The organism is Crossiella sp. NPDC003009, assembly GCF_053591555.1.
Genome location: NZ_JBSFUA010000057.1, coordinates 18,513 through 42,080, shown reverse-complemented (window position 1 = coordinate 42,080; position 23,568 = coordinate 18,513). Strand labels below are relative to the sequence as shown.

The 23,568-nt window shown below is 67.2% G+C and carries 28 protein-coding genes; 27 read left to right on the top strand and 1 reads right to left on the bottom strand.

From position 1 onward, the window contains the following. The first annotated feature begins 103 nt into the window (after positions 1-103). The 19 genes from ACWDY5_RS36380 to ACWDY5_RS36290 all read left to right on the top strand — a co-directional run bounded on the left by ACWDY5_RS36380 (position 104) and on the right by ACWDY5_RS36290 (position 14,630). Complete coding sequence (locus ACWDY5_RS36380) at positions 104-1,267, top strand: methyltransferase domain-containing protein (RefSeq protein ID WP_449726667.1); 1,164 nt, start codon at positions 104-106, stop codon at positions 1,265-1,267. Between the two features lie 235 nt (positions 1,268-1,502). Continuing rightward, positions 1,503-1,823, top strand: a complete 321-nt coding sequence (locus tag ACWDY5_RS36375; protein WP_449726666.1) for a hypothetical protein — start codon at positions 1,503-1,505, stop codon at positions 1,821-1,823. A gap of 1,038 nt (positions 1,824-2,861) precedes the next feature. After that, positions 2,862-3,194, top strand: a complete 333-nt coding sequence (locus ACWDY5_RS36370; protein WP_449726665.1) for a hypothetical protein — start codon at positions 2,862-2,864, stop codon at positions 3,192-3,194. 181 nt (positions 3,195-3,375) lie between these two features. Next, positions 3,376-3,795: a hypothetical protein gene (locus ACWDY5_RS36365; RefSeq protein ID WP_449726664.1), complete on the top strand. Its 420-nt coding sequence runs from the start codon at positions 3,376-3,378 to the stop codon at positions 3,793-3,795. Between the two features lie 290 nt (positions 3,796-4,085). Then, the gene (locus tag ACWDY5_RS36360; RefSeq protein ID WP_449726663.1) at positions 4,086-4,220 is read left to right on the top strand and encodes a hypothetical protein; all 135 of its coding nucleotides are present in this window, start codon (positions 4,086-4,088) and stop codon (positions 4,218-4,220) included. A gap of 401 nt (positions 4,221-4,621) precedes the next feature. After that, entirely contained in the window at positions 4,622-5,182 is a 561-nt protein-coding gene (locus ACWDY5_RS36355) for an antirestriction protein ArdA (RefSeq protein ID WP_449726662.1), read from the top strand. A gap of 28 nt (positions 5,183-5,210) precedes the next feature. Continuing rightward, on the top strand, positions 5,211-5,750 hold the full coding sequence (locus ACWDY5_RS36350) for a hypothetical protein (RefSeq protein ID WP_449726661.1): 540 nt from the start codon (positions 5,211-5,213) through the stop codon (positions 5,748-5,750). 273 nt (positions 5,751-6,023) lie between these two features. Next, entirely contained in the window at positions 6,024-6,290 is a 267-nt protein-coding gene (locus tag ACWDY5_RS36345) for an HNH endonuclease (RefSeq protein ID WP_449726660.1), read from the top strand. A 478-nt stretch (positions 6,291-6,768) separates the two neighbouring features. Further along, a complete protein-coding gene (locus ACWDY5_RS36340; protein WP_449726659.1) occupies positions 6,769-7,209 on the top strand; it encodes a phage terminase small subunit P27 family in 441 nt (146 codons plus the stop codon). A gap of 6 nt (positions 7,210-7,215) precedes the next feature. Beyond that, positions 7,216-8,685 (top strand): terminase large subunit domain-containing protein, encoded by a 1,470-nt coding sequence (locus ACWDY5_RS36335; protein ID WP_449726658.1) that lies wholly within the window; start codon positions 7,216-7,218, stop codon positions 8,683-8,685. 11 nt (positions 8,686-8,696) lie between these two features. Continuing rightward, complete coding sequence (locus ACWDY5_RS36330; RefSeq protein ID WP_449726657.1) at positions 8,697-8,846, top strand: hypothetical protein; 150 nt, start codon at positions 8,697-8,699, stop codon at positions 8,844-8,846. Next, positions 8,843-10,300, top strand: a complete 1,458-nt coding sequence (locus ACWDY5_RS36325; protein WP_449726656.1) for a phage portal protein — start codon at positions 8,843-8,845, stop codon at positions 10,298-10,300. Before ACWDY5_RS36330 ends, ACWDY5_RS36325 begins: the two co-directional genes overlap by 4 nt. After that, a complete protein-coding gene (locus tag ACWDY5_RS36320; RefSeq protein WP_449726655.1) occupies positions 10,297-10,866 on the top strand; it encodes an HK97 family phage prohead protease in 570 nt (189 codons plus the stop codon). Before ACWDY5_RS36325 ends, ACWDY5_RS36320 begins: the two co-directional genes overlap by 4 nt. Before the next feature lie 76 nt (positions 10,867-10,942). Next, on the top strand, positions 10,943-12,130 hold the full coding sequence (locus ACWDY5_RS36315) for a phage major capsid protein (protein WP_449726654.1): 1,188 nt from the start codon (positions 10,943-10,945) through the stop codon (positions 12,128-12,130). A gap of 76 nt (positions 12,131-12,206) precedes the next feature. Then, positions 12,207-12,416 (top strand): DUF7302 family protein, encoded by a 210-nt coding sequence (locus ACWDY5_RS36310; protein ID WP_449726653.1) that lies wholly within the window; start codon positions 12,207-12,209, stop codon positions 12,414-12,416. Between the two features lie 6 nt (positions 12,417-12,422). Continuing rightward, positions 12,423-12,989, top strand: coding sequence for a hypothetical protein (locus tag ACWDY5_RS36305; RefSeq protein WP_449726652.1), 567 nt, complete (start codon positions 12,423-12,425; stop codon positions 12,987-12,989). Next, positions 12,989-13,426 carry a hypothetical protein gene (locus ACWDY5_RS36300; protein ID WP_449726651.1) on the top strand — a complete coding sequence of 146 codons (438 nt, stop codon included), beginning with the start codon at positions 12,989-12,991 and terminating at the stop codon, positions 13,424-13,426. The genes ACWDY5_RS36305 and ACWDY5_RS36300 overlap by 1 nt, the downstream gene beginning before the upstream one ends. Positions 13,427-13,491: 65 nt before the next feature. Beyond that, on the top strand, positions 13,492-13,629 hold the full coding sequence (locus ACWDY5_RS36295) for a hypothetical protein (protein WP_449726650.1): 138 nt from the start codon (positions 13,492-13,494) through the stop codon (positions 13,627-13,629). Then, positions 13,626-14,630, top strand: coding sequence for a phage tail tube protein (locus ACWDY5_RS36290; protein ID WP_449726649.1), 1,005 nt, complete (start codon positions 13,626-13,628; stop codon positions 14,628-14,630). Before ACWDY5_RS36295 ends, ACWDY5_RS36290 begins: the two co-directional genes overlap by 4 nt. Positions 14,631-14,652: 22 nt before the next feature. Here ACWDY5_RS36290 and ACWDY5_RS36285 read toward each other — a convergent pair whose 3' ends face one another. Continuing rightward, entirely contained in the window at positions 14,653-15,399 is a 747-nt protein-coding gene (locus tag ACWDY5_RS36285; protein ID WP_449726648.1) for a hypothetical protein, read from the bottom strand. A 158-nt stretch (positions 15,400-15,557) separates the two neighbouring features. Here ACWDY5_RS36285 and ACWDY5_RS36280 point away from each other — a divergent pair, with 158 nt between their 5' ends. The 8 genes from ACWDY5_RS36280 (at position 15,558) to ACWDY5_RS36245 (ending at position 23,567) form a co-directional block, all read left to right on the top strand. Next, complete coding sequence (locus ACWDY5_RS36280; RefSeq protein WP_449726647.1) at positions 15,558-15,890, top strand: hypothetical protein; 333 nt, start codon at positions 15,558-15,560, stop codon at positions 15,888-15,890. Between the two features lie 15 nt (positions 15,891-15,905). Next, positions 15,906-16,151: a hypothetical protein gene (locus ACWDY5_RS36275; RefSeq protein ID WP_449726646.1), complete on the top strand. Its 246-nt coding sequence runs from the start codon at positions 15,906-15,908 to the stop codon at positions 16,149-16,151. Then, positions 16,151-16,312: a hypothetical protein gene (locus ACWDY5_RS36270; protein WP_449726645.1), complete on the top strand. Its 162-nt coding sequence runs from the start codon at positions 16,151-16,153 to the stop codon at positions 16,310-16,312. The genes ACWDY5_RS36275 and ACWDY5_RS36270 overlap by 1 nt, the downstream gene beginning before the upstream one ends. 9 nt (positions 16,313-16,321) lie before the next feature. Next, a complete protein-coding gene (locus ACWDY5_RS36265) occupies positions 16,322-19,768 on the top strand; it encodes a tape measure protein (RefSeq protein WP_449726644.1) in 3,447 nt (1,148 codons plus the stop codon). 236 nt (positions 19,769-20,004) lie between these two features. Then, positions 20,005-20,643, top strand: a complete 639-nt coding sequence (locus ACWDY5_RS36260; RefSeq protein WP_449726643.1) for a phage distal tail protein — start codon at positions 20,005-20,007, stop codon at positions 20,641-20,643. An 8-nt stretch (positions 20,644-20,651) separates the two neighbouring features. After that, positions 20,652-21,686 carry a hypothetical protein gene (locus ACWDY5_RS36255; RefSeq protein WP_449726642.1) on the top strand — a complete coding sequence of 345 codons (1,035 nt, stop codon included), beginning with the start codon at positions 20,652-20,654 and terminating at the stop codon, positions 21,684-21,686. Next, complete coding sequence (locus tag ACWDY5_RS36250) at positions 21,686-22,789, top strand: hypothetical protein (protein ID WP_449726641.1); 1,104 nt, start codon at positions 21,686-21,688, stop codon at positions 22,787-22,789. Before ACWDY5_RS36255 ends, ACWDY5_RS36250 begins: the two co-directional genes overlap by 1 nt. Next, entirely contained in the window at positions 22,728-23,567 is an 840-nt protein-coding gene (locus ACWDY5_RS36245) for a hypothetical protein (RefSeq protein ID WP_449726640.1), read from the top strand. The genes ACWDY5_RS36250 and ACWDY5_RS36245 overlap by 62 nt, the downstream gene beginning before the upstream one ends. Position 23,568 lies beyond the last annotated feature (1 nt).

Genomic DNA, 23,568 nt, shown 5'->3' with positions numbered 1-23,568 from the left:
AACACGAGGACAAGACCGACCAGGACACCAGCAACCCGCCTCACCGGCCGCAGGGACCGCCCCAACCTCCTCATCCGGACCGACCCGATCGGAGGCACGGCAAGTGAGCACCCACGCCGACCTGACCGCAGAGCTTCACGCCGACGGCCTGCTCCCGGAAGCCTGGGCAGCGAGCTTCTCCGCCGTCGACCGCGGCAACTTCATCCCGGACCGTTGCTGGGTCAGCACCTCGGCCGGCAGGACCGAGCCCCTGGACCGGGAAAACGACCCGGACCGGTGGGAGGCCGAGGTCTACTCCAACCAGCCGATCGTGACCCAGCTCGACGACGGCGAGACCGTCTGGCCATGGACCAGCGGCAACGCCACGAGTTCGGCCTCGGAGCCGGGTCTGGTGTTGGCGATGCTGGACGCGCTGGACGTTCAGGACGGCGACCGGGTGCTGGAGATCGGGACCGGGACCGGCTACAGCACTGCCCTCCTCAGCCACCGTGTCGGCGACTCCCAAGTCACCAGCATCGAGGTCGACCCGGATCTCACCGAGCGGGCCTGCGCCGCGTTGCTGCGGGCCGAGTGCAGTCCCACGGTGATCTGTTGCGACGGCAGCGATGGCTACCAGCCCAACGCCCAGTACGACCGGGTGGTGGCCACCGCCTCGGTGCTGGCCGGGTGCATACCGACCGCGTGGGTGGAGCAGACACTCACCGGCGGCCAGATTCTGTTGCCCTGGAAGACAATGTGGGGCAGCGGCGTCCTCGCCCGCATGGTGGTGAGGGACGACCGAACCGCGGTCGGTCCCGTCATCGGAGACGCCTTCTTCATGAACCTGCGCAGCCAGCGCACCCCCGGCCACGCAGGCAAGTTCGGCCGGCTGGCCGAGGCAGCGACCGACGTTCCGGTGACCAGCACGACCGTCATGCCGTACGAGGTAGCCGAGGACCCCGACGGCGCGTTCGCCATCGGTCTTCGCCTGACCGACGTGCGGTACAGCGTCGCCTACGACGATCCAGACCACTACGAAGTCCTGCTCTACCACGCCGACACCGAGTCCTGGGCCACGGTTCAGGTGACCGCGGAGCACACAGCCGACGGAAAGTATCCGGTGCGCCAACACGGCCCCCGGCAGTTGTGGACGGAGGCTGAGGAGGCCCATAACTGGTGGGCCGCACAGGGTCGGCCTGCGCGTACCGAATTCGGCCTGTTCGTCTCCGGCTCGCAGCAGGCGGTCTGGCTCAACAGCCCAGACAACTTGGTCGCCACATACGTCTAGGCGCACCTCCATTGAGAGGCGCCACTGCGGCTGTTCGAGGGACAGCCAACAAGGCGACGTCTTCTCGAAGGCATCGCAATACAGTGGAGTGGCCCCCGGCATCGTCCTCGCCGGGGGCCTCCGCTTGTTGTTCGACCGAGGGGGTAAGCAGGTGCGCGGAAGGTTGACGCTTGCGGCGTTAGCCGCAGCCGGGTTGGTGCTCGGTGGCGCCGTGTGGTTCTGGTCCAGCGAGCCCGTGGATGGTCGACCGACAGCGGCGGCCTGGCAGGACCTCGGCCCGGAGGACGCCGGACTGAAGAAGTTCCTGGCGGAGCAGCACGGGCAGCAGCCATGGTTTCCACACGTCCGCAGCGTGCACCAGAAGAAGCCGTTCGCCGTGGCGGTCACCAACCTCGCCAAGGCCGAGCTGCCCAAGGAGACCGCGGCCGGCATCTGCTCCGCTCTGGTTGCGTACCAGGTCCGCTCCGGCAGCGGGATCACCGGTGTCCAGGTACGGGCGGCCACCGGCGAGACCGTGCTGACGATCTACTCGGGGCGCGACTCCTGCACCGGTTGATCACCTGCAAGGGGTAAGGGGGGCGAACCGGGTAAGGGGGGTCGCCACGACCAGGGGGGCCTCCCACACCAGGGGGTAGTTCCCGGCGACATCCGGCCGGCCGGGGTGTCGATCCGCTCACCCTTCCTCAGCCCACGTCACCGCGGTTCTGTTCGGGAGTTCCGCCGCTCGTCCTGCCTCCGGACGCCTGTTCGACGTCGTGCCGAACGACCGGGACCACGGCGCCAGCCACGACGACGACGGTGGCGGGGATACGAGGTCCGCCGTGCGATGGCAGGTACACCGGCACGAAGACACACCGCACCACGTCGGACAGCCCGCGGAACTCGGACCGCAGCTGCACCGACTTCCGGCAACGGGCCGCAGGGCTTCCTGCATGCGGAAGTGCATGAAGTAGCGCCGGGGCGGGTCGGTCCTCATAGCTTTGCTTTGTCGGCAAAGCTTCAACCTTCCTTCATTCATACATACCGGCATTCGACCCTCCCGCCAGCACCTGTTCCTCGGTTCCCGGCTGCTTGGCCTCCAGGCGAGCCGATGGAAACCGCGAGCGTCCGCCGGACCCGGTCGAATATTCGAGTCGACAGCCGGCCTCAAGTTTCTCTTCGCTCACGCGTCGCGCGCGCATATATATATAAAAATCATGATTTTTCCATATAGGCCGCTCTAAGCTGCCGACATGGTTTTGTCAATCGGCCATTCCATGATCACCCTCGGCGCACAGCTACACCATCGATTTAATCCAGTCAACGAAAGCTCCTTTGATCGTGGCGTAAATCACCAAAACAGCGTCCGGAAACGCAAATAGGCCCCATTCAGCGGGCGCGTCTCACCGGCGCTGGGCGGGTGATGTGGCGGAGTTGTCCCCTCCGCAGGGCGAATATGTGCAGGTCAGGCTAGTTGCGACCCATGTTCCTCCCGTGTTGACGTACGGAGCCACGGTGACCGCGTACGGGTACCGCGCATCTAGTTTGCCAGTGAGGTGGACACACACATAGCTTGTGTCGTGTCAGTTCCGCCGAACCGAAAGCGAGCAAGCAAGTGAAGTTGAATCTTGAGACCCGAAGCCACCGGCCACTGACGCTCGCGGAAGCGCAGTTCACAGTTGAGGTTATCCATGAGGACGATGACGACCTCAACTGCGACGTCGTTAAGCTGGCTATTGGATGTGGTTGGCATCCCGTGGACATCATCATGGTAGTGCGCATCCTCGACCGGTTCACCCACTCTTGCGCTGACAGCGATGACTCTGAGGACATGGCCTACATCGCTAATGCCGCCCTTGACTACCTGAATGAAAATGCCGCGCCACTCGGCTATGAGTTTAGGCTCGACCCTACACTTGTGGTCCTTCCGGTGCGTGATTCGGAATGAAGCCAATGCGGAACGCCGTTGGAGTTTTCCTGCTGGTTGTCGCCCTCGTGGCAATCGTCTTTTCTCTTCGTTCGGACGACTGTGCCGTCGCGCCAGTCCCCGCCGAACTCATTTCCGATGACGACCCGCGCTTTGACTGTCGCACTATGGGAAATCGCATCTGTGGGCCGGAGGTCAAGTAATGGGCGTCAGGCAGTATTCAACGTCCACTTGCCAAAGATGGGGAATTAAAGAACTCGGGATCTTCTTCGACGGATATGTGGAGGCGGCATTCTGGTCGTCACTAGATTGGGAGTCAGTTAGGGGTTCTGAAGAAAATCCACCTCCCCTTGAGTTGAACTATGGCATGTACGACTTATCGCAGGATGCATACTTCAGCCTCTATGCGGATTGCCTGGACTTCTTTCGGTCGAACATGGTCGACCTCGACGGGCTGAACCCAGAGAAAGCCGGTCACGACTTCTGGCTCACTCGAAATGGGCACGGTGCCGGGTTTTGGGATCGTGGGTTCGGTGAACGTGGTGAGCGGCTGACGGCCGCCAGCAAGGTCTACGGCGAATGCAATCTGTATGCAGCCGACGGGGAAGTTCATGTCGGATAACCCGGCGCGCCTGTTCCTGGTGACAGTAACTGAATGCGCTGAGTATGAGGTCCGAGTGCGTGCCAGGACCGAAGAGTCAGCCATTCGAGTGGCCGAAGACGCGGTAACGAACTGCGGCGAGCGATACCGCAAAAGAGAATACACGTCGGCAACATGCATTCAGCTAGATCATTGACGCGCCTGCGAATAATGGGCGCGTCGGGCAACGCGAATCACTACTAATGACGCCAAAGGAGCTTGAACCGGTCATGCCAAAGTATCGCGTATCCCTCACCGAAACGGTCGAGTACGTGGCTGAGATCGAGGCTGCTGATGAACAGGAAGCACTGGAAGAAGCATGTGTTCTCGCTGGCGACTACGGCGACCACTTTTACACAACCCATGGTGAATCCGTCTTGGAAGCTGAACTGATCTCGCCTAAGTAGTCCGGTCACCCTGGTGGCACTCGGCGGAAGCACCTCCGAGTGTTGCCACCCTGACCGAACGCAGGGGAAACAGCCAATTCGATAATGGGGACTGCTATGCCCAAATCCATTCCGTACGTTCCTACGATCCGCCAATTTAAGAGCACCCGCCTGGCATATGACATGTCGCAGCGCTCAGAAGATATCGAATTTGGTGACGTCCTTCTGGTTCCGAGCGAGAAAGTCGTAGGCATCTTGTTTGAAGCATGGCCGTGCGCTATTACCAAAGAACAGGGGGCGTTCGACCGTCTGGCGAGTGACGAGGACTGGCACTCGATTAGTAATGGGCTCTATGTCGTAAGTTACGCCGTCGCCGTAGCCTTAGCGCTTGAGCCGACTATCAGTCTTTGGAGCGGTGACCGATGACCATCTCTGACTCTCCGAGAATTTACGTCGCCTCACTTTCCGACTACAACAACGGCGAGCTGACCGGGCGTTGGATCGCTGCCGACCAAGACGCGGACAGCATCCATGAAGAGATCCAGGCAATTCTGCGCGAGTCCCATTATGGACCGGCAGAGGAGTGGGCCATTCATGACGCTGACGGGTTCTGGGGTATCGAGATCGGCGAGTACGAGAGCCTGGAACTGGTGAGCGCCATTGGCCGGGGAATCGGCGAGCATGGCGAAGATTTCGCGGCCTACGTGCACGCACTCAAGGAATACTGGGGAAGCGAGCCATTGAACGAAGACGAACTGTCGAAATTTACCGACCGCTTGTACGGCAACTGGGCAAGCCTGAAGGATTTCGCCGAGTACGAAGCGGATGAACTCGGCATCTACTCCTTCATGGATGGTGTACCGCCCGGATTTCTAGGTTTTATCAGGTTCGACATTAATGCCTACGCCGATAAGCTCGAATCCGAGTACACAGTGATTCGCCTCGCCGGATCGGTGTTCGTATTCGACATGGAAGCCGCCTAGATCCGCGATATTGAAAGGAGGGTAGGCTATGAATGACTGCATTAAGCATGTTTGGGTACTAGCTCACTCAAAGTGGGCAGAGGGAAAGATTGACGGATACCTGCTGAGCCTCGAACGCCCTCCCAGGGAACTCGCCACCATCCTAGAAAGGTGGATCGCTCCCCCGTCCATCTTAGCCGGAGAAATCTGGGTGATCCTTCCGTTCGACAGCCTTCCAATGGAAAATCCAGAAGTCGGGTCGTCAATTGAAGACGGAATGACTCTATCTGGACACGCGTTTGTCGCATACATCCAGGCGCTAGCAGTTAGCCAAAATGAACCACTCGTTTTCAGTCAGGTCATGAAGGCCGAGGACAGGTTTCTGGGAATATGGCCGTCATTTGAACACTTCTCGGCGAGCGAAGTGGAGGCACACGCCCTTTTTTATTGGATTCGTGCGAGCATGCCGCGAATGATGCGCAGGCATGTGACGTTTGACCTGAAGGGATACTCGCAGGAACTGCGGACCGTGCACACCGCCATCGAGCGGGCCGGAAACACCTACGTGTTCGACATGAACGCGGTGTAGGACAACCGAACAGCCACCAAGCCGCCCAGGGGCATACCGCCCTTGGGCGGCTTTTCGTATGTCCGGGGTCCGCGCCCTGCCGACGTACACGCCGCACACAGATAGAAGGTGTGGGGCGCAACGCGACACCTTGCCCCCGCTGACCGGGGAAGGGGTAACGCACAGGTGCCCACCCTCCGCCCGTGCCTTTCGTGCGGACGCCCCTCCCCCCGCGCGCCCCGCTGTCCGGCGTGTAGCCGGGTAGCCGACGCGCCACGCCACCGCCGTGCCTACGTGCGCCGCGCCCGTGCACAGGGCGATGGCGCGGCCCGCCGGATGCGCCGCCAGCTCAACCGCCTCGGCCACGGCCGGTGTGAGGGATGTGAGACCACCTACCCGGCCGACCAGTTGCATGTGGACCACGTCCACCCGCTGGCCGACGGCGGCACCGACACGGACCCCAACGCGCGGCCGTTGTGCCTTGCCTGCCACGCGCAGATCACCAGCGCGCAGGCACGCGCCCGCGCTGCCCAGCGGCACGCCGGGCGGTGGACTGCCTGAGTTGTGCGCCTTTGGTCGCCCTGGCCACCACCCGCGCCGTGGTCGCGCCCGGTCCTCGCCCGGTTGAACTCTGCTCCATTCGGCTTAATCTCGTTTGTGCTTCAGGTCATAGTGATTCACGTCATCTTTCCTTGTGTTGATCATCAGAAGGTGATCCGCCGGGGCGGGGCACGGTCCAAAGTGGACGGCCCCCCTGCCTAGCTACCCCGGGCACCCGCCGCCGTATGCGCGCTGAGTGCCGATCGTTTTTTGGTTGCCGCGTAACGGCTTCGTCACTGTGTGCAACCACCGCAAGTTCGCGTGGACGGCTTCTGGCCCTCGTGCAAGGGGCACCGCCACGCCGCCGCAGGGCCGCGTCTCCCGCCTCGGTGTCCTCCTCTCCGCCGAGGCCCGGTCGAGCGCCCCTGCGGCTTTCCGTATCCGCCTGTGCGACCCGAGGTCGGCCGGGCCTGACCCGAGTCCGCCCAGGGAGACCCCGATGAGCCGCGCGAAGGCGCCCGAACACCGCGAAGGACGCCCGCGGGCCGCGAAGAGCCCCGACCACACGCAGCTGGTCCCCGCATCCGCCCCCACCCCACCCGACACCTTGGGCGAGATCGGCCGACGCGTGTGGAACGAGGTCTGGAGCGCCGGGGCGGGCGCCTACGTCGCCGCCACGGACCACTTCGCCATCGCCCGCTACGCCGAACTCCACGAACGCCGCCTCGTGCTGCTGGAGATCGCCGCCGAGGACGGTTATGTCAGCGTCGGCTCCACCGGCCAGCCCGCGGTCCACCCGGCCCTGCGCGCCGTGGACTCCATCGAGACCAAGCTCGCCCAGCTCGAAGACCGCCTCGGCCTCAACCCGGACTCCCGCATTCGCCTGGGCCTGTCCGCGGCCGAGCTGCGCAGCGAGCTGGACGTCTTCCTGGAGGAGTAGCCGCTGGTGTTCGACGCCGACTACTACGGCGAGGCCGAGGCGGACTTTCCCACCGAGGGCCATCGGGTTATCGCGTTCATCCAGCGCTTCTGCCGCCTGGTCGGCAGCCACGCCGGCCAGCCGTTCCGGCTTGCCCGGTGGCAGAAGCAGCTGCTGCTGGATGCATACCGGCTCGATGAGTTCGGCCGCCGCAAGCACCGCACCGCGGTGGTCTGCGTGGCCCGCAAGAACGGGAAGTCCACCTTGGCCGCCGCCATCATGCTCTACCACCTGGTCGCCGACCGGGCAGATGCCGAACCCCAGGTCATCGCCGCGGCCAACGACCGTAATCAGGCACGGATGGTCTTCGACGCCGCCCGCAAGATGGTGCTGTCCTCCCCGGAGCTGTCCCGCCTGCTCATCGTCCACCGCGACTCGATCACCAACCCGCGCAACGGCGGCACCTACCGTGTCGTCTCCGCCGACGCCGGCCGCCAGCAGGGCCTCAACGTCAGCGCCTGCTCGCTGGATGAGTACGCCTTCGCCCGCAACGCCGACCTCTTCGACGCCCTCACCCTGGGCTCCGCTGCCCGCAACCAGCCCATGTTCTGGGTCATCAGCACGGCCGGCCCGGACCCCGACGGCGAGTTCGCCGAGCTGTGCGCCTACGGCCGCCGCGTCAACTCCGGCGAGGTCGACGACCCCGCCTTCTTCTACCGCTCCTGGGGACCGCTGCCGGACGAAGAGGTCGACCACACCGACCCCGCGGTCTGGCGCGCGTGCAACCCCGCCTACCCGATCCTCAACGAGGACGACTTCCAGGCCGCGGTGCAGCGCACCAGTGAGGCCGCGTTCCGGATCTACCGGCTCTCCCAGTTCGTCCGCGGCGGTACCACCTGGCTGCCGCATGGCACCTGGAAGAAGCTGCTCAAGGCCGAGGGTCTGGAGCCCGGCGACGAGATCGTGGTGGGCGCGGACGGCAGCTGGCGCTCGGACTCCACCGCGCTGGTGGCCTGCCGCGTGCGCGACCGGCACCTGGTCCCCATCCGCGTCTGGGAAGCCCCGCGCAACGACCCGGACTGGCGCGTGCCGCTGCACGAGGTCAAGGCGGTCCTCGAAGAGGTCTGCCGAACCTACCGCGTGGTCGAGATCGCCGCGGACCCCTACCGCTGGGAGCAGACCCTCCAGGAGATGTCCGACGAGGGCCTGCCGGTGGTGGAGTTCCCGACCAGCTCCCTGGCCCGCATGATCCCGGCCACCCAGACCTTCACCGACGCCGCTCGGGACGGGCACCTGTCCCACGACGGCAGCGCCGTTCTCGCGCGCCACGTCGCCAACGCGATCCTCAAGGAGGACCACCGCGGCGGGCGCATCAGCAAGGAGTTCCGCAGCTCCAAGCGCTTCATCGACGCGGCCGTGGCCGCCGTCATCGCGCATCACCGAGCCGTCTTCTACGCCGACCCCGGCGAACCGGAACTCCTCATCCTCGCCTCCTAGGAGTTCTCCCGTTGCGTTCCCTGCTCGCCGTGCTCGGCCTGGTGCTGCTCACCGTGGGCGCCGGCATGGCCTGGCCGCCGCTGGCCCCGATGGTCTGTGGCGCCGCCCTGTTGCGCACCGCCCTGGTGCTGGACGCACCCGCCCGGGAGGCGGCTGAGTGAGCTTCCTGGACCGGTTCTTCGGTCGCGGCCAGCCCGAGCAGCGCGGCATCAGCCTCGATTCCTTCACCCCGGAACTCCAGCGGTTCCTGCTGGAGAACTACGACACCAAGACCGGCCTGCGGATCAACGCCGCCACCGCCATGCGCCTGTCCGCGGTCTACGGCTGCGTCAACATCATCAGCTCTACCATCAGCACCCTGCCGATCGAGACCTTCCGGCGCGGCAAGGACGGCACCCGCACCGCCCAGTCGCTGCCCAAGTGGATCGAGGAGCCCCGCGGGCCGCAGGGGTCGATGAACCAGATCCGCTTCATCGGCCAGCTCATCGTCTCCTTGCTGCTCAACGGCAATGCCTACTTCGTGGTCGAGCGCAACGGCTATGGCCGCATCCTGGCCGCGGTGGTGCTCGACCCGCGCAAGGTGGCGCTCTCCGATGAGGACGGCCGGATCACCTACCACGTCAACGGCCGGCGTCTGACCCCGAATCAGGACCTGGTGCACATCGTCGGCATCGAGATGCCCGGCGAGCACTTGGGCGTCAGCCCGATCAAGGCCGCCTCCCAGTCCATCGCCGTCACCCTCTCCGCCCAGGAGTACGGGGCGAAGTTCTTCGGCAACTCCGCCATGCCCACCGCGGTCATCGAGACCGAGGGCCGGATGAGCGATGAGGCCGCCAACCGGCTCACCCAGCGCTGGAAGCAGCTGCACGGCCGCGACGCCCAGGGTGGGCTCGCGGTGCTGACCGAGGGCGCCGCATTCAAACGGATCTCGCTGAGCCCCGACGAAGCCCAGTTCCTGGAGACCAGGAAGTACGGGGTCGCCGACGTCGCCCGGTTGTTCTCCGTCCCGGTGCACCTGCTGGCCGACGCCAGCCAGTCCACCTCCTGGGGCTCCGGCCTGGCGGAGCAGAACGCCATGTTCGCCCAGCACACCCTGCGCCCGTGGGTGACCCGGGTCGAGCACGCGCTCACCCGCCTGGTCCGCACCGAGCCGGACACCCCGCTGGACACCTACATCCGCATCAACATGGACGAGCTGCTGCGCGGGTCGCTGGAGGAACGCTTCCAGTCCCACATCTGGTCCATCCAGTACGGGATCAAGACCATGGACGAGATCCGGGCCGAGGAAGACCTGCCGCCGCACCCCCGCGGCATCGGCACCGCCCCGTACATCCCGTTGAACATGGGGCCGGTCGGCCCGAACACCGAACGCGCCGAGGGCCAGGCCGCCGAGCAGGAGCACAAGGCCGAGATCGCCCGCCTCACCGCGGAGAAGCTGGCCATCGAGATCCAGCAGGCCACCCACCCCGACCCCGATCCCGAGTACCCCGGGGGCGGAGCCCCTGGCCACGGCGAAGGCCTGGGCGACCCGCCCGACGACGCGCCGCCACCCGGGCCGCCAGCCGTCGCGGAGCAGAAACCCGCTGTGCCACAAGGAAAGAAGGACACCACGTGACCCCCGAAATCCGGACCCTGACCCTGCCGGTGGAGCACCGCGGGCACCAGGACACCGCGGGGACCACGATGACCGGCTACGCGTGGGTCTACGGCGAGTGGTCGCGCGACCTCGGCGGTTTCGTCGAGCAGATCGCGCCCGACGTGGTCCACGAGCCGCGGCACGGCGATGTGCTCGCCCTGGCCAACCATGACCGCAACCTGGTCCTCGGCCGGCTCAGCTCCGGCACCCTGCGCCTGATCCCCGACGCCCGAGGCATGCGCTACGAGATCGACATGCCCGACACCACCGCCGGGCGGGACTGGGCCGAACTCCTGCGCCGCGGCGACATCGCGGGGTCCAGCTTCACCTTCTTCGCCGACGAAGACGAGTGGGAGGAGCGTGACGGCCTGATGCGCCGCACGCTCAAGCGCATCACCGTGGTCGACATCGGCCCGGTCACCATCCCGGCCTACCCCCAGACCGAGGCCGCCATGCGATCCCTGGACGCCTGGCGCACCACCCGCACCCCCGCCAAGCCGCCCACTCCTCCGCGGTTGCCACGGCGTGTGGTTCCTGCCGCGTGACCACCCGGTCCCGGCCGATCCCTTCACCCCTGCGGGCTGGCCCTCTGGCTGCCCGTGATCTGGAGACAGCACACCTATGTCCATTGTGGACGCCAAGAGGGCGTTCGAGGCACGGCAGGCCGCGGTCACCGAACTGCGTCGCCTGGCCGATGCCACCGACGGCCGCGAACTGACCGCCTACGAGGTCGAGCAGGAGAAGCGGCTCAACGACGAGATCACCCGCCTAGCCCAGGCGGAGAAGGACGCGCTGGATGCCATCGAGCGCGACTTCGGCGCCGCCCGCGCCGGTCTGGCCGCCCGCCACGACCAGGCCCAGGGCAAGCTGGACGACCTGGCCGAGGAGTACGAGCAGCGCCTGGCCGGCCTGCTCAACGGCGAGGTCCGCTCCACCGCCTTCACCGCCACCGAATCCCGGCAGCTCAACAGGATCGACGATCCCGACATCAAGCTCCGCGACGTCTACGGCCAGATGTTCGAGTACATCCGCGAACTGTCCTCGGTGATGACCGCGGGCGCCACAGTGCTGCGCACCGAGTCCGGTGAGCGGCTGTACTGGCCGAAGGTCACCGGCTACTCCAGCGCGACCATCGTCGGCGAAGGCGCGAACATCCCCGAGTCCGACCCGAGCTTCGGACCGCACGTGGAGATCAACGCCTTCAAGTACGCCTACCGGGTGCTCGCCACGCGCGAGATCCTGGAGGACTCCATCTTCGACCTCGGCCGCTACCTGGTCTCCCAGGCCGGCCCGGCGTTCGCTGACGGCCTGAACCGGCACTTCCTCGTCGGTGACGGCGTGGGCAAGCCGAAGGGCTTGTTCACCGCGGCACCGGTCGGCAAGACCCTGGCGGCCAAGACCGCGGTCACCGCGGACGAGCTGATCGACATCTACCACACGCTGATCCCGCCGTACCGGCGCGCGGCGACCTGGCTGATGCACGACTCCACCGCGGCCAGCATCCGCAAGCTCAAGGACAACACCGGAAACTACCTGTGGCAGGAGTCCCTGCGCGTGGGCGAGCCGAGCACCATCCTGGGCAAGCCGGTGCTCCACGACGTCGCGGTGCCCGCGCTGGCCGCGGACAGCAAGGTCATGTGCTTCGGCGATCTGAGCGCCTACTACGTGCGCTTCGCCGGTGCTCTGCACGTCGACCGCTCCGAGCACGTGGCGTTCAACACCGACCAGATCAGCTGGCGGTTCATCCAGCGCGCCGACGGCGTGTTGATGGATGACCGCGCGGTGACCCTGGTCAAGACCGCCGTCTGATTCCCCTGCCCGCCAACGACAACACGCCCCCGTGATCACGCCGGGGGCGCGTTGTCGTACCCAGAACGGAGCACCCGTGAAGATCCGGATGTTGACCGCGATCAGCGGCAGGGACATCAACCACGCGTGTGGTGACATCGCCGAGGTTGACCCCGAGACCGGCCAGCGCCTCGTCGAGGCCGGACTTGCCGAACTCGCCGAGCCGGACGCGCCGGCCGAGGCGTCGCGCCGGGGTAAGCGCACCGCGCGCAGCGCCGAGGACCCGGCCCGCGGCGAACAGCGGTAGCCGCCCATGGCCTACACCACCGTCGCCTCGGTGCGCGCCGCCGAGGGCTTTGACAACCTCGCGCTCTACCCCGACACCGCGGTCACCGCGGCCATCACCTGGGCCGAGACGATCATCGACGATGTCACCGAAACCAGCTGGGAGCACAAGCCCTTCCAGCAGTGGGTCCACGCCAGCGGAGTCGACTGGATCAGCTTGCCGGTGATCTACCCGCGGACCGTCCGTTCGGCCCGCCTGGTCAAGACCAACACCGAGCTGGATGTCTCCCAGTGGCTGGTCAACGCGAACGAGGCCACCGTCTACCTGCCTACCCGGCTGCGCGGGGTCCTCGATGTGCAGGGAACGGCCGGTGAAACCGCCGAGGCCCCGCCCGACATCGTCTTCGCCGCCGACACCCTGGCCCGGTTCTGGTTGCGCGACCTGGACTCCCGCATCCCCGACCGCGCCGTGTCCGCCCAGTCGGAGTACGGGCAGATCATCCTGGCCACCGCCTCCGAGCGCCGCCCCACCGGCCTGCCGGACGTCGACGCGATCCTGCTGCGTCACTCCCACCGCGCCCCCGGGACGGCCTGATGGCCCGCATCACCATCGCCGCGGTCAAGGCCGAGCTGCACCGCCGCATCACCGAGCTGCTGGCCGGTGAGCCGATCCAGGTGCTCTACGGCGACCGCGCCGACCGACGCCGGACCTCGGTGTGGCTGGGTGCCACCGACATGTCCGAGGCCGCCCCGACCGCCTTCCGCGCCGGGACCGTCCGGCGCCAGGAGACCTACACCGTCGAGGTCCACATCGAGGTCGTCGGCACCCACCCCCAGGAGACCGAGGCCCGCGCCATCGACCTGACCGGGCGCATCGAAGAGATGCTCGCCCGCGATCCCGTGCTCGCCCACGCCGTTCCGGGCGTGAAGTCGGTCGTCATGGCGGCCCTGCGGTCCAACACCAACGAGACCGGTGAAGGCCCCATTTGCCACGTCGAGCTACAGCTCCGCGTCATGGCGAGCCTGCCGTAGAGGCAGAGATCGCCGACGCACCAACACACCTGACCTACATCGGGCCGTTCCAGACCGCCGATGTCGTGCTGCCCACCCGCCTGCTGACCGTCCATCGAGGACAGAGCGCCGCGTTCACCGCGGCCGAGGCCCAGCTGCTGGACGGCGACCCGCATTGGCAAGCCGACGACCCGACCACACCCCTTGAGGAGCCGCAGGAATGAGCGTCCTGCAAGGCGCGATCGTCGTCGGCAAGGAAACCACCTACGGCACCGCGCCCGCCGCGCTGAACCGCGGCTACGAAGCCAAGAACGACAACTGGAAGCGCCAGACCGAGTACCTGGAATCCGTCGGCTTCCGCCCCGGTATGCAGACCGTCCGCGCGGATCGCCGCCGCCCCGTCCACAAGGGCGGCACCGGCGAGATCGAACTCGACCTGCTCACCTCCGGCGCCGGACTGCTGCTGGCCAGCATCTTCACCACCGCGACCCCAGCCGACGTCGAGGACCCCGGCCAGCCGGGCAAGAAGGTCGCCACCAAATGGACCTTCGGCGTGGCGGTCGACGAGTCGCCGCAGTCGCTGACCGTCCAGGCCCAGCGACCCAAGGCATCCGGCGGCATCGTCCCCTTCACGCACCTCGGGTGTGTGGTCACCGAAGCCTCCTTTACCCAGGAGGTCGACCAGAACCTGTTGGTGAAGGCCGGGTTCGACTTCCAGGACGTCAAGCTCGACATCCCGGCCGGCACTCCGACCTACCCGGCCACCGCGGTCCCCTTCGCCTGGAGCGAGTGCGAGATCAAGCTCAAGGTCTCTGGGATCGACGTGGTGTTCGAGCCGTCGAAGTTCGAGCTGAACGCCAACTTCGGTATGAAGGTCGACCGGTACCGGTTGGTCAACGGTGGCCGGAAGACCCGGCCGTTCCGCAGCCAGGTCCCGACCTACGAAGGCTCGCTGGAGATCGACTTCGACTCCACCGACATCTACCGGGCCTATGTCGAGGGCACGCCGTGCGAACTGACCGCGACCTGGACCGGGCCGCAGATCGCCCCGGGTGTGCACAGCCAGTTCGCACTGAGCGTGCCGGTGTTCCAGTTCTCCGGCGAGAGCCCGGAGATGTCGCTGGAAGACCTGACCAAGCAGCCGCTGCCGTTCCGTGTGCTTGACCCCGGCACCGGCACCGCGGCTGTCTCGGCGACCTACGTCACTGCCGACGCCGAGTTGTGACGCTGGAATAGGTCAACGAAAATTAAACATTCCTCAGCATTTCGATCATATGATCCTGAAATGGCTCATTTAGCTCCAGGAAAAGATAGTGCATCGCAGGCTTGCCCGACTCGCTGGAAAATGCATTGGCGACCGCCAGTGACTTAGGTGAGAGTTCGTAGTTGGACATAAATATGCATGCGTCGTAGCCGTCCTCAGCTGCAACACGACGCAGGTCCCGTATGCGCCTCGAAATGTCCCCATAATGTGCCGGGGTGATCACTATCTTGACCGCTACGCGCTTTGGTCCCACTAGCTCCATGTCATATTTGGAACTTCTCGTCAAACCCTTGATTTCAAAGCGGCCGTCTTTTAGTACCGCCGCCTTGAACGACTGCTCCACCACGGCACCAAGGAGCGTTCTCTCGACATTGGACTGGGACGATGCCGAACCGGATAGTGATGACGTTACTGCCGACACAAGTTCCTTCGCCTCCTCCGGCGAAGCCTCTGCGATCCTGTTCTCCACCGCCTTAATGAGGGGGATAGTGAACTCGTTGTCCCCGAATTTGAGTCGTGAGGGCAGTCGTCCGGCGAGGGTCATAAGCGAGAATAGGGCGCAAAGCGCCAGCAGGACAGCTGTACCAGCCTGATTGCTGGTAAGGAAGACGGCGACTGCGCCTGTGGAGCCAGACAGAATTGCTGCTGATCCTGTGACAATTCTGGCTCGACGGCTCAGTTCTACCGAGCCGTGCTCGTGCTCCTCTTCTTTTTCCTCATTGTCACCCATGTAGCCCCCTGTCATCTCGTGTCGATCTTCCGCTCTCGCGCTGGCGATCGTCGACTCGATGTTATGGGACAGCCCCGGAGGCCGTCACGCATACCCGAATCCACGTTGAGGGCATGAAGGAACTCCGCCGGGAGCTGGGAACACTGGACCGTAACGCCATGCGTCGCACCCTCCGGGGTGTGCACGTCGAGGTCGCTGACCTGGTCTCCGCCGAGGCCAAGGTGACCGCGCCGCGTCGGACCGGTCGCTTGGCCGCCAGCGTGCGCGGCACCGGCTCGGAGTCCAAGGCGTACGTCATGGCCGGCACCGGCAGCCGTGTCCCGTATGCCGGGCCGATCCACTTCGGTGTCCCGCCCGGCCGCGTCCGCCCGCCCCGCAACATCCGCGCCAACCAGTTCATCTGGCGTGCGATGGGCCGCCGCTACGACGCCGCGGCCGAGAAGTTCCGCGACGCCATCACCCGCGCCCTCCAGCGCATCAACACCACCTGACCCGAGAGGACCACGATGTCCGAGGCGCTCACCGCCGACATCAACGACCTGTCCGTGGCCGAGATCGAACTCATCGAGGACGTCACCGACACCCCCTTCGACATCCTGTGCGACCCCGCGGGCAAGAAGGGCCGCATGCTGCGCGCCCTGGCCTTCATCACCCGGCGCCGCAGCGACCCGGACTTCACCTGGGAGCAGGCCGGGAACGAGCGGATCGTCCTGGTGGACAAGGAAAACCCTCCCGAGCCCAGCGGACGGTGATGCTCGCCCGCCTGCTGGGTGCCTACCCCGGGATGACCCTGGCGGACCTGCGCGCCCTGCCCTGGCGCGATGTCATCGCCCTGCACACCGCCGCCGCTGAGGCGGTCCAAGCCCAACGCGACGCCGACTCCGGACATGAGCGGCTACCGCGCATCGTCTAGGAGCCCCGGTTGGCCAAACCCATCCGCATCACCATCCTCGGCGACGCCAGCTCGGTGTCGCGGGCACTGCGGCAAACCGCCACCGGCCTGGACTCCCTGAGCAGCCGCATCAGTTCCTTCGCCGCCTCGGCCACCCGCCAGGTCGCTCAAGTCGGTGCCGCGGTGGCCGCGGCCGGGGTGTTCTTCGGCGGGAAGTACGCCGCCAACATCGAGGCCGCCCGCCTGGCCTTGGAGAACATGCTCGGCTCCGCCGAACGCGGTGCCGCGATGTACAACCAGCTGGTCGAGATGTCCCGCAAGAGCCCCTTCGACGTCACCACCCTTGTCGACGGTGCCAAGCAGATGGTCGGCCTCGGCGTGGCCGCCAAGAACGTCATCCCGATGCTCCAGACCGTCATCGACGTCGCGGCCGGCCTGGGCATGGGCACCGACCAGATCGAGCGCTTCATCAAGGCCCTGAGCCAGATGTCGGCCAAGGGCAAGATCCAGGCCGAGGAACTCACCCAGCAGCTTGCCGAGCTGGGCATCGACGGCATGGGCATCCTCGCGGCCAAGACCGGCAAGTCCCGCGAAGAGCTGATGAAGCTCATGGAGCAGGGCAAGCTGATGTCGGCGACCTACCTGCCGATGTTGATGGAGGGCCTGCGAGACGGCACGAGCGCCACCGTCGCCTTCGGCGGTTCCGCGGAGAAGCTGTCCGGAACCTGGAAGGGGATGGGCACCGGCCTCAAGCGCGAGTTCGGGCTGGCCTTCAGCGCCATCGCCGAGGCGATCAAGCCCGTGGCCACCGGCGCTTTTCCCGGCGTTACCTCGGCCATCCACCGCGCCGGTGACGCGACCGCGAGCTTCATCCGCCGGACCATCCTGCTGCACCGCACCTTGCGCGCCGCCGGGGTCTACACCGAGATCCGGGAGAAGATCGCCGGTATCTGGGAGGCCGTCCGAAGCTGGGCGCAACCGGCCTTCGACGCCCTGGCCCAGTACGCCGTCAAGGCCCGCGGTTCGCTGGTGACCACCTTCGGGGCGATCGGCCACGCCGTGGTCACGGTGTTCAAGGCGGCCCTGCCCGCGCTGACCGCCCTACGCGATCTGCTCATCGACGCCCTCAGCACCCCGACCGGACCGGCCGCAGCGTTCACCGCGCTGGTCAAGCTCGCCGCGCAGGCCGTGGCGTTGCTGGCCAACGCCGCCCGGCCACTGCTGGCCATGCTCAACGTCGTGGTCAGCGCCTTCCAAGCGCTGCCCGGCCCAGTCCAGACCGCGCTGCTGGCCCTGACCGCGCTGCGGCTGCTGCTGCCCCGACTGGCCAACAGCTTCCCCACCACCGGGATGAAGGCGTTCTCCGACCACCTCCAGGTCCAGTCCGCGCTCGCCCGCGCCAACGGTGTGGAGGTCAGCCGCCTGGGCGCGGCGATGGCCACCATGTCCGTCACCGCCCAGCGTGTCGTCCCCGGCTTCCGCGGCCTGCTCACCACCGCGGCGGAGATGCGCGAGTCCTACGCCTCCGGCGCGACCGCGGCCAGTCGCTGGATCACCGAGCAACACGCGCTCACCAACGCCTCGGGCATCGTGGCCGGCACCCTCCGTGGCGCCGCTCCAGCCTTCGACACCTACGCCCGCGCGGCTGGCGGCGCGGCGAACGCGCTGAGCAACGGCCTGCGCAACGCCGTCACCGGCCTGATCGGTGCCCTCGGCGGTCCCTGGGGACTCGCCCTTGGCGCGGCCATCATCGGCCTGTCCCTGTGGTCCGGACGCCAAGAGCAGGCCGCCGAACGCGCACGCGCGCACCAGCAGGCGGTCGCCCAGCTCACCGACACACTCGACCGCAACACCGGCGCGATCACCCAGGCCACCCACGCGCATGTGGCCAAGGCCCTCCAGGACGCCGGAGCGCTCAAGACCGCGCGCGAACTCGGCATCTCCACCAAGGACCTGGTCGCCGCCGCGCTCCAGGAGGCCGAGGCCACCCGCCGTACCGAAGAAGCCATGCGGCGCAAGGCCGAGCAGACCATCCGCTCCACCCTGTCGCAGGAAGACCTCAACGCGGTCCTCCAGGCCACCGGCATGTCCATGGACCAGCTCATCACGGCCATGCTCGGTGGCTCCAACGAGCTGGAGCACTACAACCGCGTGCTGGACAACCTGCGCTCCGGCCAGGAAGGCACCAGCACCAGCATCGCGGGCCTGGGCGAGCGCCTCAAGCAGGCCACCGGCCCGCTGAAGGGCCTGCGCGACAGCTGGACCGATGTCACCGGCAAGACCCGCGAGTCCATCAACGCCTGGCGAGAGGCCAACGGTGCCGCACAGAGCACCAACCCGAGCATGAAGTCCCTGTCGGAGGCGATGTCCACCCTCTCCGACAACACCGCTGACGCCGACAGCAAGGCCCGCGCCCTCAACACCGCCCTGGACGCACTTTCCGGCGGCCAGATTTCCGCCGAACAGGCCGCGGCCCGGCTCAACGAGCGGCTCAGCGGCGTCAAGGAGGCCATCCGCGCGGCCAGCGGCGAATCCGCCAAGCTGCACGTGGACATGCTCAACGCCAACGGCTCGATCAACACCACCACCGAAGGCGGCCGGCGGCTGCTCGACGTGCTCACCGGCACGCGCGAGGCGATGCACTCCTCGGCGACCGCGGCCTACCAGATGGCCATCGCCAACGGCCAGGACGTCCCGGCCGCCCTGGCCGCCGCCCGCGGCGAGGCCCAACGCGCTCGCGATGAGTTCGTACGCCAGGCACAAGCAGCCGGGCTGTCCCGCGAGCAGGCCAACCAGCTCGCCAACGCCTACGGTCTGCTGCCCGACCAGGTCCAGACGCTGATCTCCCAGCCCGGCATGCTCGCCGCCCAGGGACACCTGAACACCTTGCGCGCCAAGGTGATCGACGTTCCAGATGAAAAGACCGTCATCGTCGACTCCACCGCGTTGGACGAGGCGAAGAAGCTGGAGCAGTTCGGCTACAAGGTCACCCAACTGCCGAACAAGCAAGTGCAGATCACCGCCGACACCGACCAGGCCAAGGCCGAGGTCAAGAGCTGGCTGTCCCAGCCCTTCAGCGCCACGGTGAAGTTCTTCGCGAAGTTGTTCGGCCCCAACGCCTTGGGCAACATCTACGAGTTCTACGCCGCGGGCGGCCTGCGCGGCGTTGAGGGCATGTCGAAGATGAGCAACGCCATCGCCTCCATCGTGCGCCCGAACTTCCTGCGCGTGGTCGGCGACCGGCAGACCGGCCGCGAGGCGTTCATCCCGCTCAACCGGGAACACCGCTCCCTGGCCATCCTCGCCGAGGCAGCCCGAACCATGGGCGAACCCCTGGCCTCCGACACACCCGCCCGCCTGGTCGCCGCGCCACAGGTGATCAACCACTACGCGATCACCGTCAACGCCACCACCAACGCCCACCCCGACGACATCGGACGATCCGTCGCATTCGCGGTGAAAACCCTTGGGAGGTAACACCTCTGGTCACCCAGGACTGGCAGATCGCCTACCGCGGACTACTCACCGGTGCGGGCACCGCCTACTCCCTGATCGAGGTCGCCGGCCTCCTGGACGCCCCCGAGGTCCGCGCCGCCGATCGCGCCCGGCTCCGCGCCCACGGCACCTTCCTCGGCCACGACCTCCTCGGCGGGCGCACCATCACGCTCACCCTGGAGCTGTGGGCACCGGACCCTGCCGAGTTCCAGTCCACGGTGGACGCCTTCACCGCCGCGTTCGCCCCCTCGCAGCCTCTCGCACCCTTGGTGTTCCAGCTGCCCGGCGTGGCCGGTGGCCTGCTCTCGGAGGTCTCCGCGGTGGTGCGCCGCCGCACCGTCCCGATCCGCTACCCCGACTACCTCTACGGCCGCAGCGAAGCCGTGGTCGAACTGTGGTGCCCCGAACCGCGGATCTTCGGTCCCGCCCAGACCTCCACCGTCGGCCCACCGCAACCCCAGGCCGGGTTCACCCCACCGCTGCGGTTCCCGTTGCGCTTCGGCGAGCTGCGCCCAGCGGGCGCGGTCACCGTAGTGAACACCGGCTCGGCCGACACCGACCCGATCGTCCGGCTCAACGGCCCGATCCCCTCACCGCGCATCCACAACTACTCCTCGGGACAGGTCCTCGCCTTCGACCTCAACCTCCGCGCGGACGAGTACCTGGAGGTCGACTTCGCGCGCCGCACGGTGCTGCTCAACGGCACCGCCTCCCGCTACTCCGCCCTGGTGTCCCGGCCAAGCTGGTGGACCCTGCCCCCGGGTGTGCCGATCAGCATGGGCTACCGCAGCCCCCTGCACCTGAGCCCCGGGCCGTCCTCGTCCATGACCGTCACCTGGCGCCCCGCCACGATCTAAGGAAACCCTTGGCGCTACAGGCAAATCCGCTGTTCCTCCAGACCGGCGAGTACTCCGCGGCCAACCTGCGGGAGATGCTGGCCTACCTCACCGACCGCGGCCACGGCGTGATCAACCGCGGCCGGGACTCCCTCGCGGTCACCCCGATGCCGACCCCGGAAATGGCCGTGCTGGTCCGCGGCGGCGGCGCGATGCTGCGCGGCGAGCAAGACACCACCCAGGGCTCCTACATGGTGCGCAACGTCTCCGATGAACGCGTGCCGATCGGTCCCGCCAGCGACATCGCCCCGCGCGTGGACATCGTGGCCATCCGCGTCGTCGACCCGGAATACGCCGGCGGGCGCCCGGTCACGGTGGAGTTCCGGGTCATCGAGGGCCAGCCCGCCACCAACCCGGCCGCTCCGCCGCTGCCCACCGACGCGGTCTACCTGGCCCTGGCCTACGTCACCGTCCCGGCCCGCGCGACCGCGGTCACCTCCGTGGCCGACGCCCGCACCTTTGCCGAGGCCGTCGGTGGAGTGCACCGGCTCGGTGCCGACCGCGCCACCCCGGCCGGAGCCCCCGGCCGGATCGTCTACGACGAGCAGCACGCCGACTTCCCGCTGCGCTACATCCACCACGACCGCGCCGGGGGCCTGCTGTCGCGGCCGTATCAGACCAGCGACATCGCCGTGCACAACGGCAACCGCGAGCAGCACATCGAACTGGCCCGCCTGGTCATCCCCGACCCCGGCTTCCCCTACGTGCTCGATACGAGCTTCCGCTACGAGTACTCGGTGGAGAACTGCCGCTACGACGGGCACCTGCTGCTCAACAACCTCTTCGCCGGACCGGTCGTCAACGTCTACGTCGGCAGCGAAGCCCAGGTCGCCGGGGTGAAGCTGGCCGTGGCGAGCACGCAGTCCTCGCCAGTGCTCACCGGCAGCACCACTGTGTTCCTGCGCGCCACCAAGGTCCACGGCGACGGCGGCTTCTCCAGCTCCCGCTTCAACGGCCTGTTGTGGGCGCGGGTGTTCCCAGCGACCCCGGCCCGCCCCGCCTGATGTCCGCGGAGTACCGGTTCCTCTACGGGGACCTGCTCACCCGGCGCATCCTCGGCGAGCTGCCCGCCACCGCCGCCCGCTACACCGAGACCCGCAACGCACCCGGCTCCATCGCCGTCACCATCCCCCTGGACCCCGGCCCCGGCTCACCGCTGACCGCGGAGTCCTTCATCGAGGGCCGAACCACCCTGTGGATCGAGCGCGACGGCGTGGTGCTGGCCGGCGGCATCTGCTGGACCACCGAGTTCGACCTGACCGCCGGGGAGATGCAGCTCTCCGGCGAGGGCTTCCACTCCTACTTCCGGCGCCGCTTGCTGCGCGTCGACCTGAAGTTCGGCCCCACCACCGACCGGGCGATGATCGTCAAGGCGCTGATCGACCACGCCCAGGACAACGGCTCGTCCTTCCCGATCTGGCCGCACATCAGCGGTGACATCGGCGTGGACACCAGCCTCATCCGCCCTCTGGGCGCGGCCAGCGAGCGGAACTACCTGGGCTATGAGCGCCACTCCTACGGCCAGCTGATCGAAGCGCTGGCCGATGACCTGGAGGACTTCAGCTTCCGCTACGTCCACCGCTGGGACACCCACCGCGCGGTGATCCGCACCCACATCGAAGTCATCGCCCCCGGCGCCGCCCCACCGAACCTGACCTTCGACCTGGGCCGCAACTGCTTCACCGGCAGTCGCATCACCCGCGACGGCACCCTGCTGACCAACCGCGCTGACGCGATCGGCGAAGGCTCCGGTGCCGAAGCCCCGATCCAGACGCGCATCAGCCGCACCACCGGCCGTCCCCTGCTGGAGCGCGTGGAGACCTTCTCCACCGTCTCCGAGCCGGTCACCTTGCGTGGCAAGGCCGACGCCATGCTGCGCCTGGGTGCCGCGCCGATCATCGTGCCCACCCTGTCGATCACCCCGGACGCCGAACCCGCCCTCGGCTCCTACGGCCCCGGGCACACCGCGAGGTTCATCGCCGATGCCGGCCTGCTGCACGTCGACGCCCGCTACCTCATCGGCGAGGTCTCCGTGGACATCGTCGATGGCATCGAGGACGTGCGCGTGTCCCTGGCCTCCGACCCCGACCTTCCCCAGACCGCCTAGGAGCACCGCCCTGCCTGCCGACCCCCGGCTTCCGGCGTCCCTGGCCGCCGAGCTGGCCGCGCTGCGCCGCGACATCGACGCCCTCAAACGCCGCAACCCCCTCGATCACGCCACCTCGGTCAACGGCACCCTGACCGTCACCGGCGGAGAGATTGTGCTGCGGGACAACGGCATCATCCGCGCCCAGGCCCCCAACGGGCGCGATGCCGCGGTGCTGGCACCGGACGCTGAGGGCAACTACGCCCTCACGATCTACGACCCGGGCGGCAGCAGCGCCACGGCCGAGGAGCGGATACGACTCGGGCGCCTGCCCGGTGACAGCTACGGGCTGTCCCAGACCGAGCCGGTCACCGGCGACACGCTGCCACTGCTCGCCTTGACCGCCGGACCGGACGGTCGCGACAACCCCGCCGACCGCGCCCTGGCCCCGGGCACCGGTTGGGTGGGCACCGGCCCGGACATCCAGGTGCACGTCCGCACCGGTCGGCTCATCGTCTTCGCCACCGCTGAGTTGACCGCCACCGGCAAGGCCACCACGAGCTGCTACTCCTGGGAGCTGGCCGGGCCGGACGTCATCGCGCCGGAACCCGCACGTGCTCTCGCTGTCAGCAGCACCGGCGGCACCGCGCGCATCCGGGCCAGCTTCGCCCACATCCACCGCGGGCTTGCCCCGGGCTACTACCAGCTCCGCTCCCGCGCCTGCTGCACCGCCGAACCCGGCGACACCACCGCGGCCGGCCATCTCAGCCGACCCAGCCTGATCGCCCTGCCCTACTGAC

Excerpts from the sequence above, each read along its gene's own strand:
- ACWDY5_RS36365 (WP_449726664.1), top strand. The coding sequence starts at position 3,376 with ATGGGCGTCAGGCAGTATTCAACGTCCACTTGCCAAAGATGGGGAATT.
- ACWDY5_RS36355 (WP_449726662.1), top strand. The coding sequence starts at position 4,622 with ATGACCATCTCTGACTCTCCGAGAATTTACGTCGCCTCACTTTCCGAC.
- ACWDY5_RS36350 (WP_449726661.1), top strand. The coding sequence starts at position 5,211 with ATGAATGACTGCATTAAGCATGTTTGGGTACTAGCTCACTCAAAGTGG.
- ACWDY5_RS36340 (WP_449726659.1), top strand. The coding sequence starts at position 6,769 with ATGAGCCGCGCGAAGGCGCCCGAACACCGCGAAGGACGCCCGCGGGCC.
- ACWDY5_RS36315 (WP_449726654.1), top strand. The coding sequence starts at position 10,943 with ATGTCCATTGTGGACGCCAAGAGGGCGTTCGAGGCACGGCAGGCCGCG.
- ACWDY5_RS36305 (WP_449726652.1), top strand. The coding sequence starts at position 12,423 with ATGGCCTACACCACCGTCGCCTCGGTGCGCGCCGCCGAGGGCTTTGAC.
- ACWDY5_RS36300 (WP_449726651.1), top strand. The coding sequence starts at position 12,989 with ATGGCCCGCATCACCATCGCCGCGGTCAAGGCCGAGCTGCACCGCCGC.
- ACWDY5_RS36290 (WP_449726649.1), top strand. The coding sequence starts at position 13,626 with ATGAGCGTCCTGCAAGGCGCGATCGTCGTCGGCAAGGAAACCACCTAC.
- ACWDY5_RS36285 (WP_449726648.1), bottom strand. The coding sequence starts at position 15,399 with ATGGGTGACAATGAGGAAAAAGAAGAGGAGCACGAGCACGGCTCGGTA.
- ACWDY5_RS36280 (WP_449726647.1), top strand. The coding sequence starts at position 15,558 with ATGCGTCGCACCCTCCGGGGTGTGCACGTCGAGGTCGCTGACCTGGTC.
- ACWDY5_RS36275 (WP_449726646.1), top strand. The coding sequence starts at position 15,906 with ATGTCCGAGGCGCTCACCGCCGACATCAACGACCTGTCCGTGGCCGAG.
- ACWDY5_RS36270 (WP_449726645.1), top strand. The coding sequence starts at position 16,151 with ATGCTCGCCCGCCTGCTGGGTGCCTACCCCGGGATGACCCTGGCGGAC.
- ACWDY5_RS36250 (WP_449726641.1), top strand. The coding sequence starts at position 21,686 with ATGTCCGCGGAGTACCGGTTCCTCTACGGGGACCTGCTCACCCGGCGC.
- ACWDY5_RS36245 (WP_449726640.1), top strand. The coding sequence starts at position 22,728 with ATGGCATCGAGGACGTGCGCGTGTCCCTGGCCTCCGACCCCGACCTTC.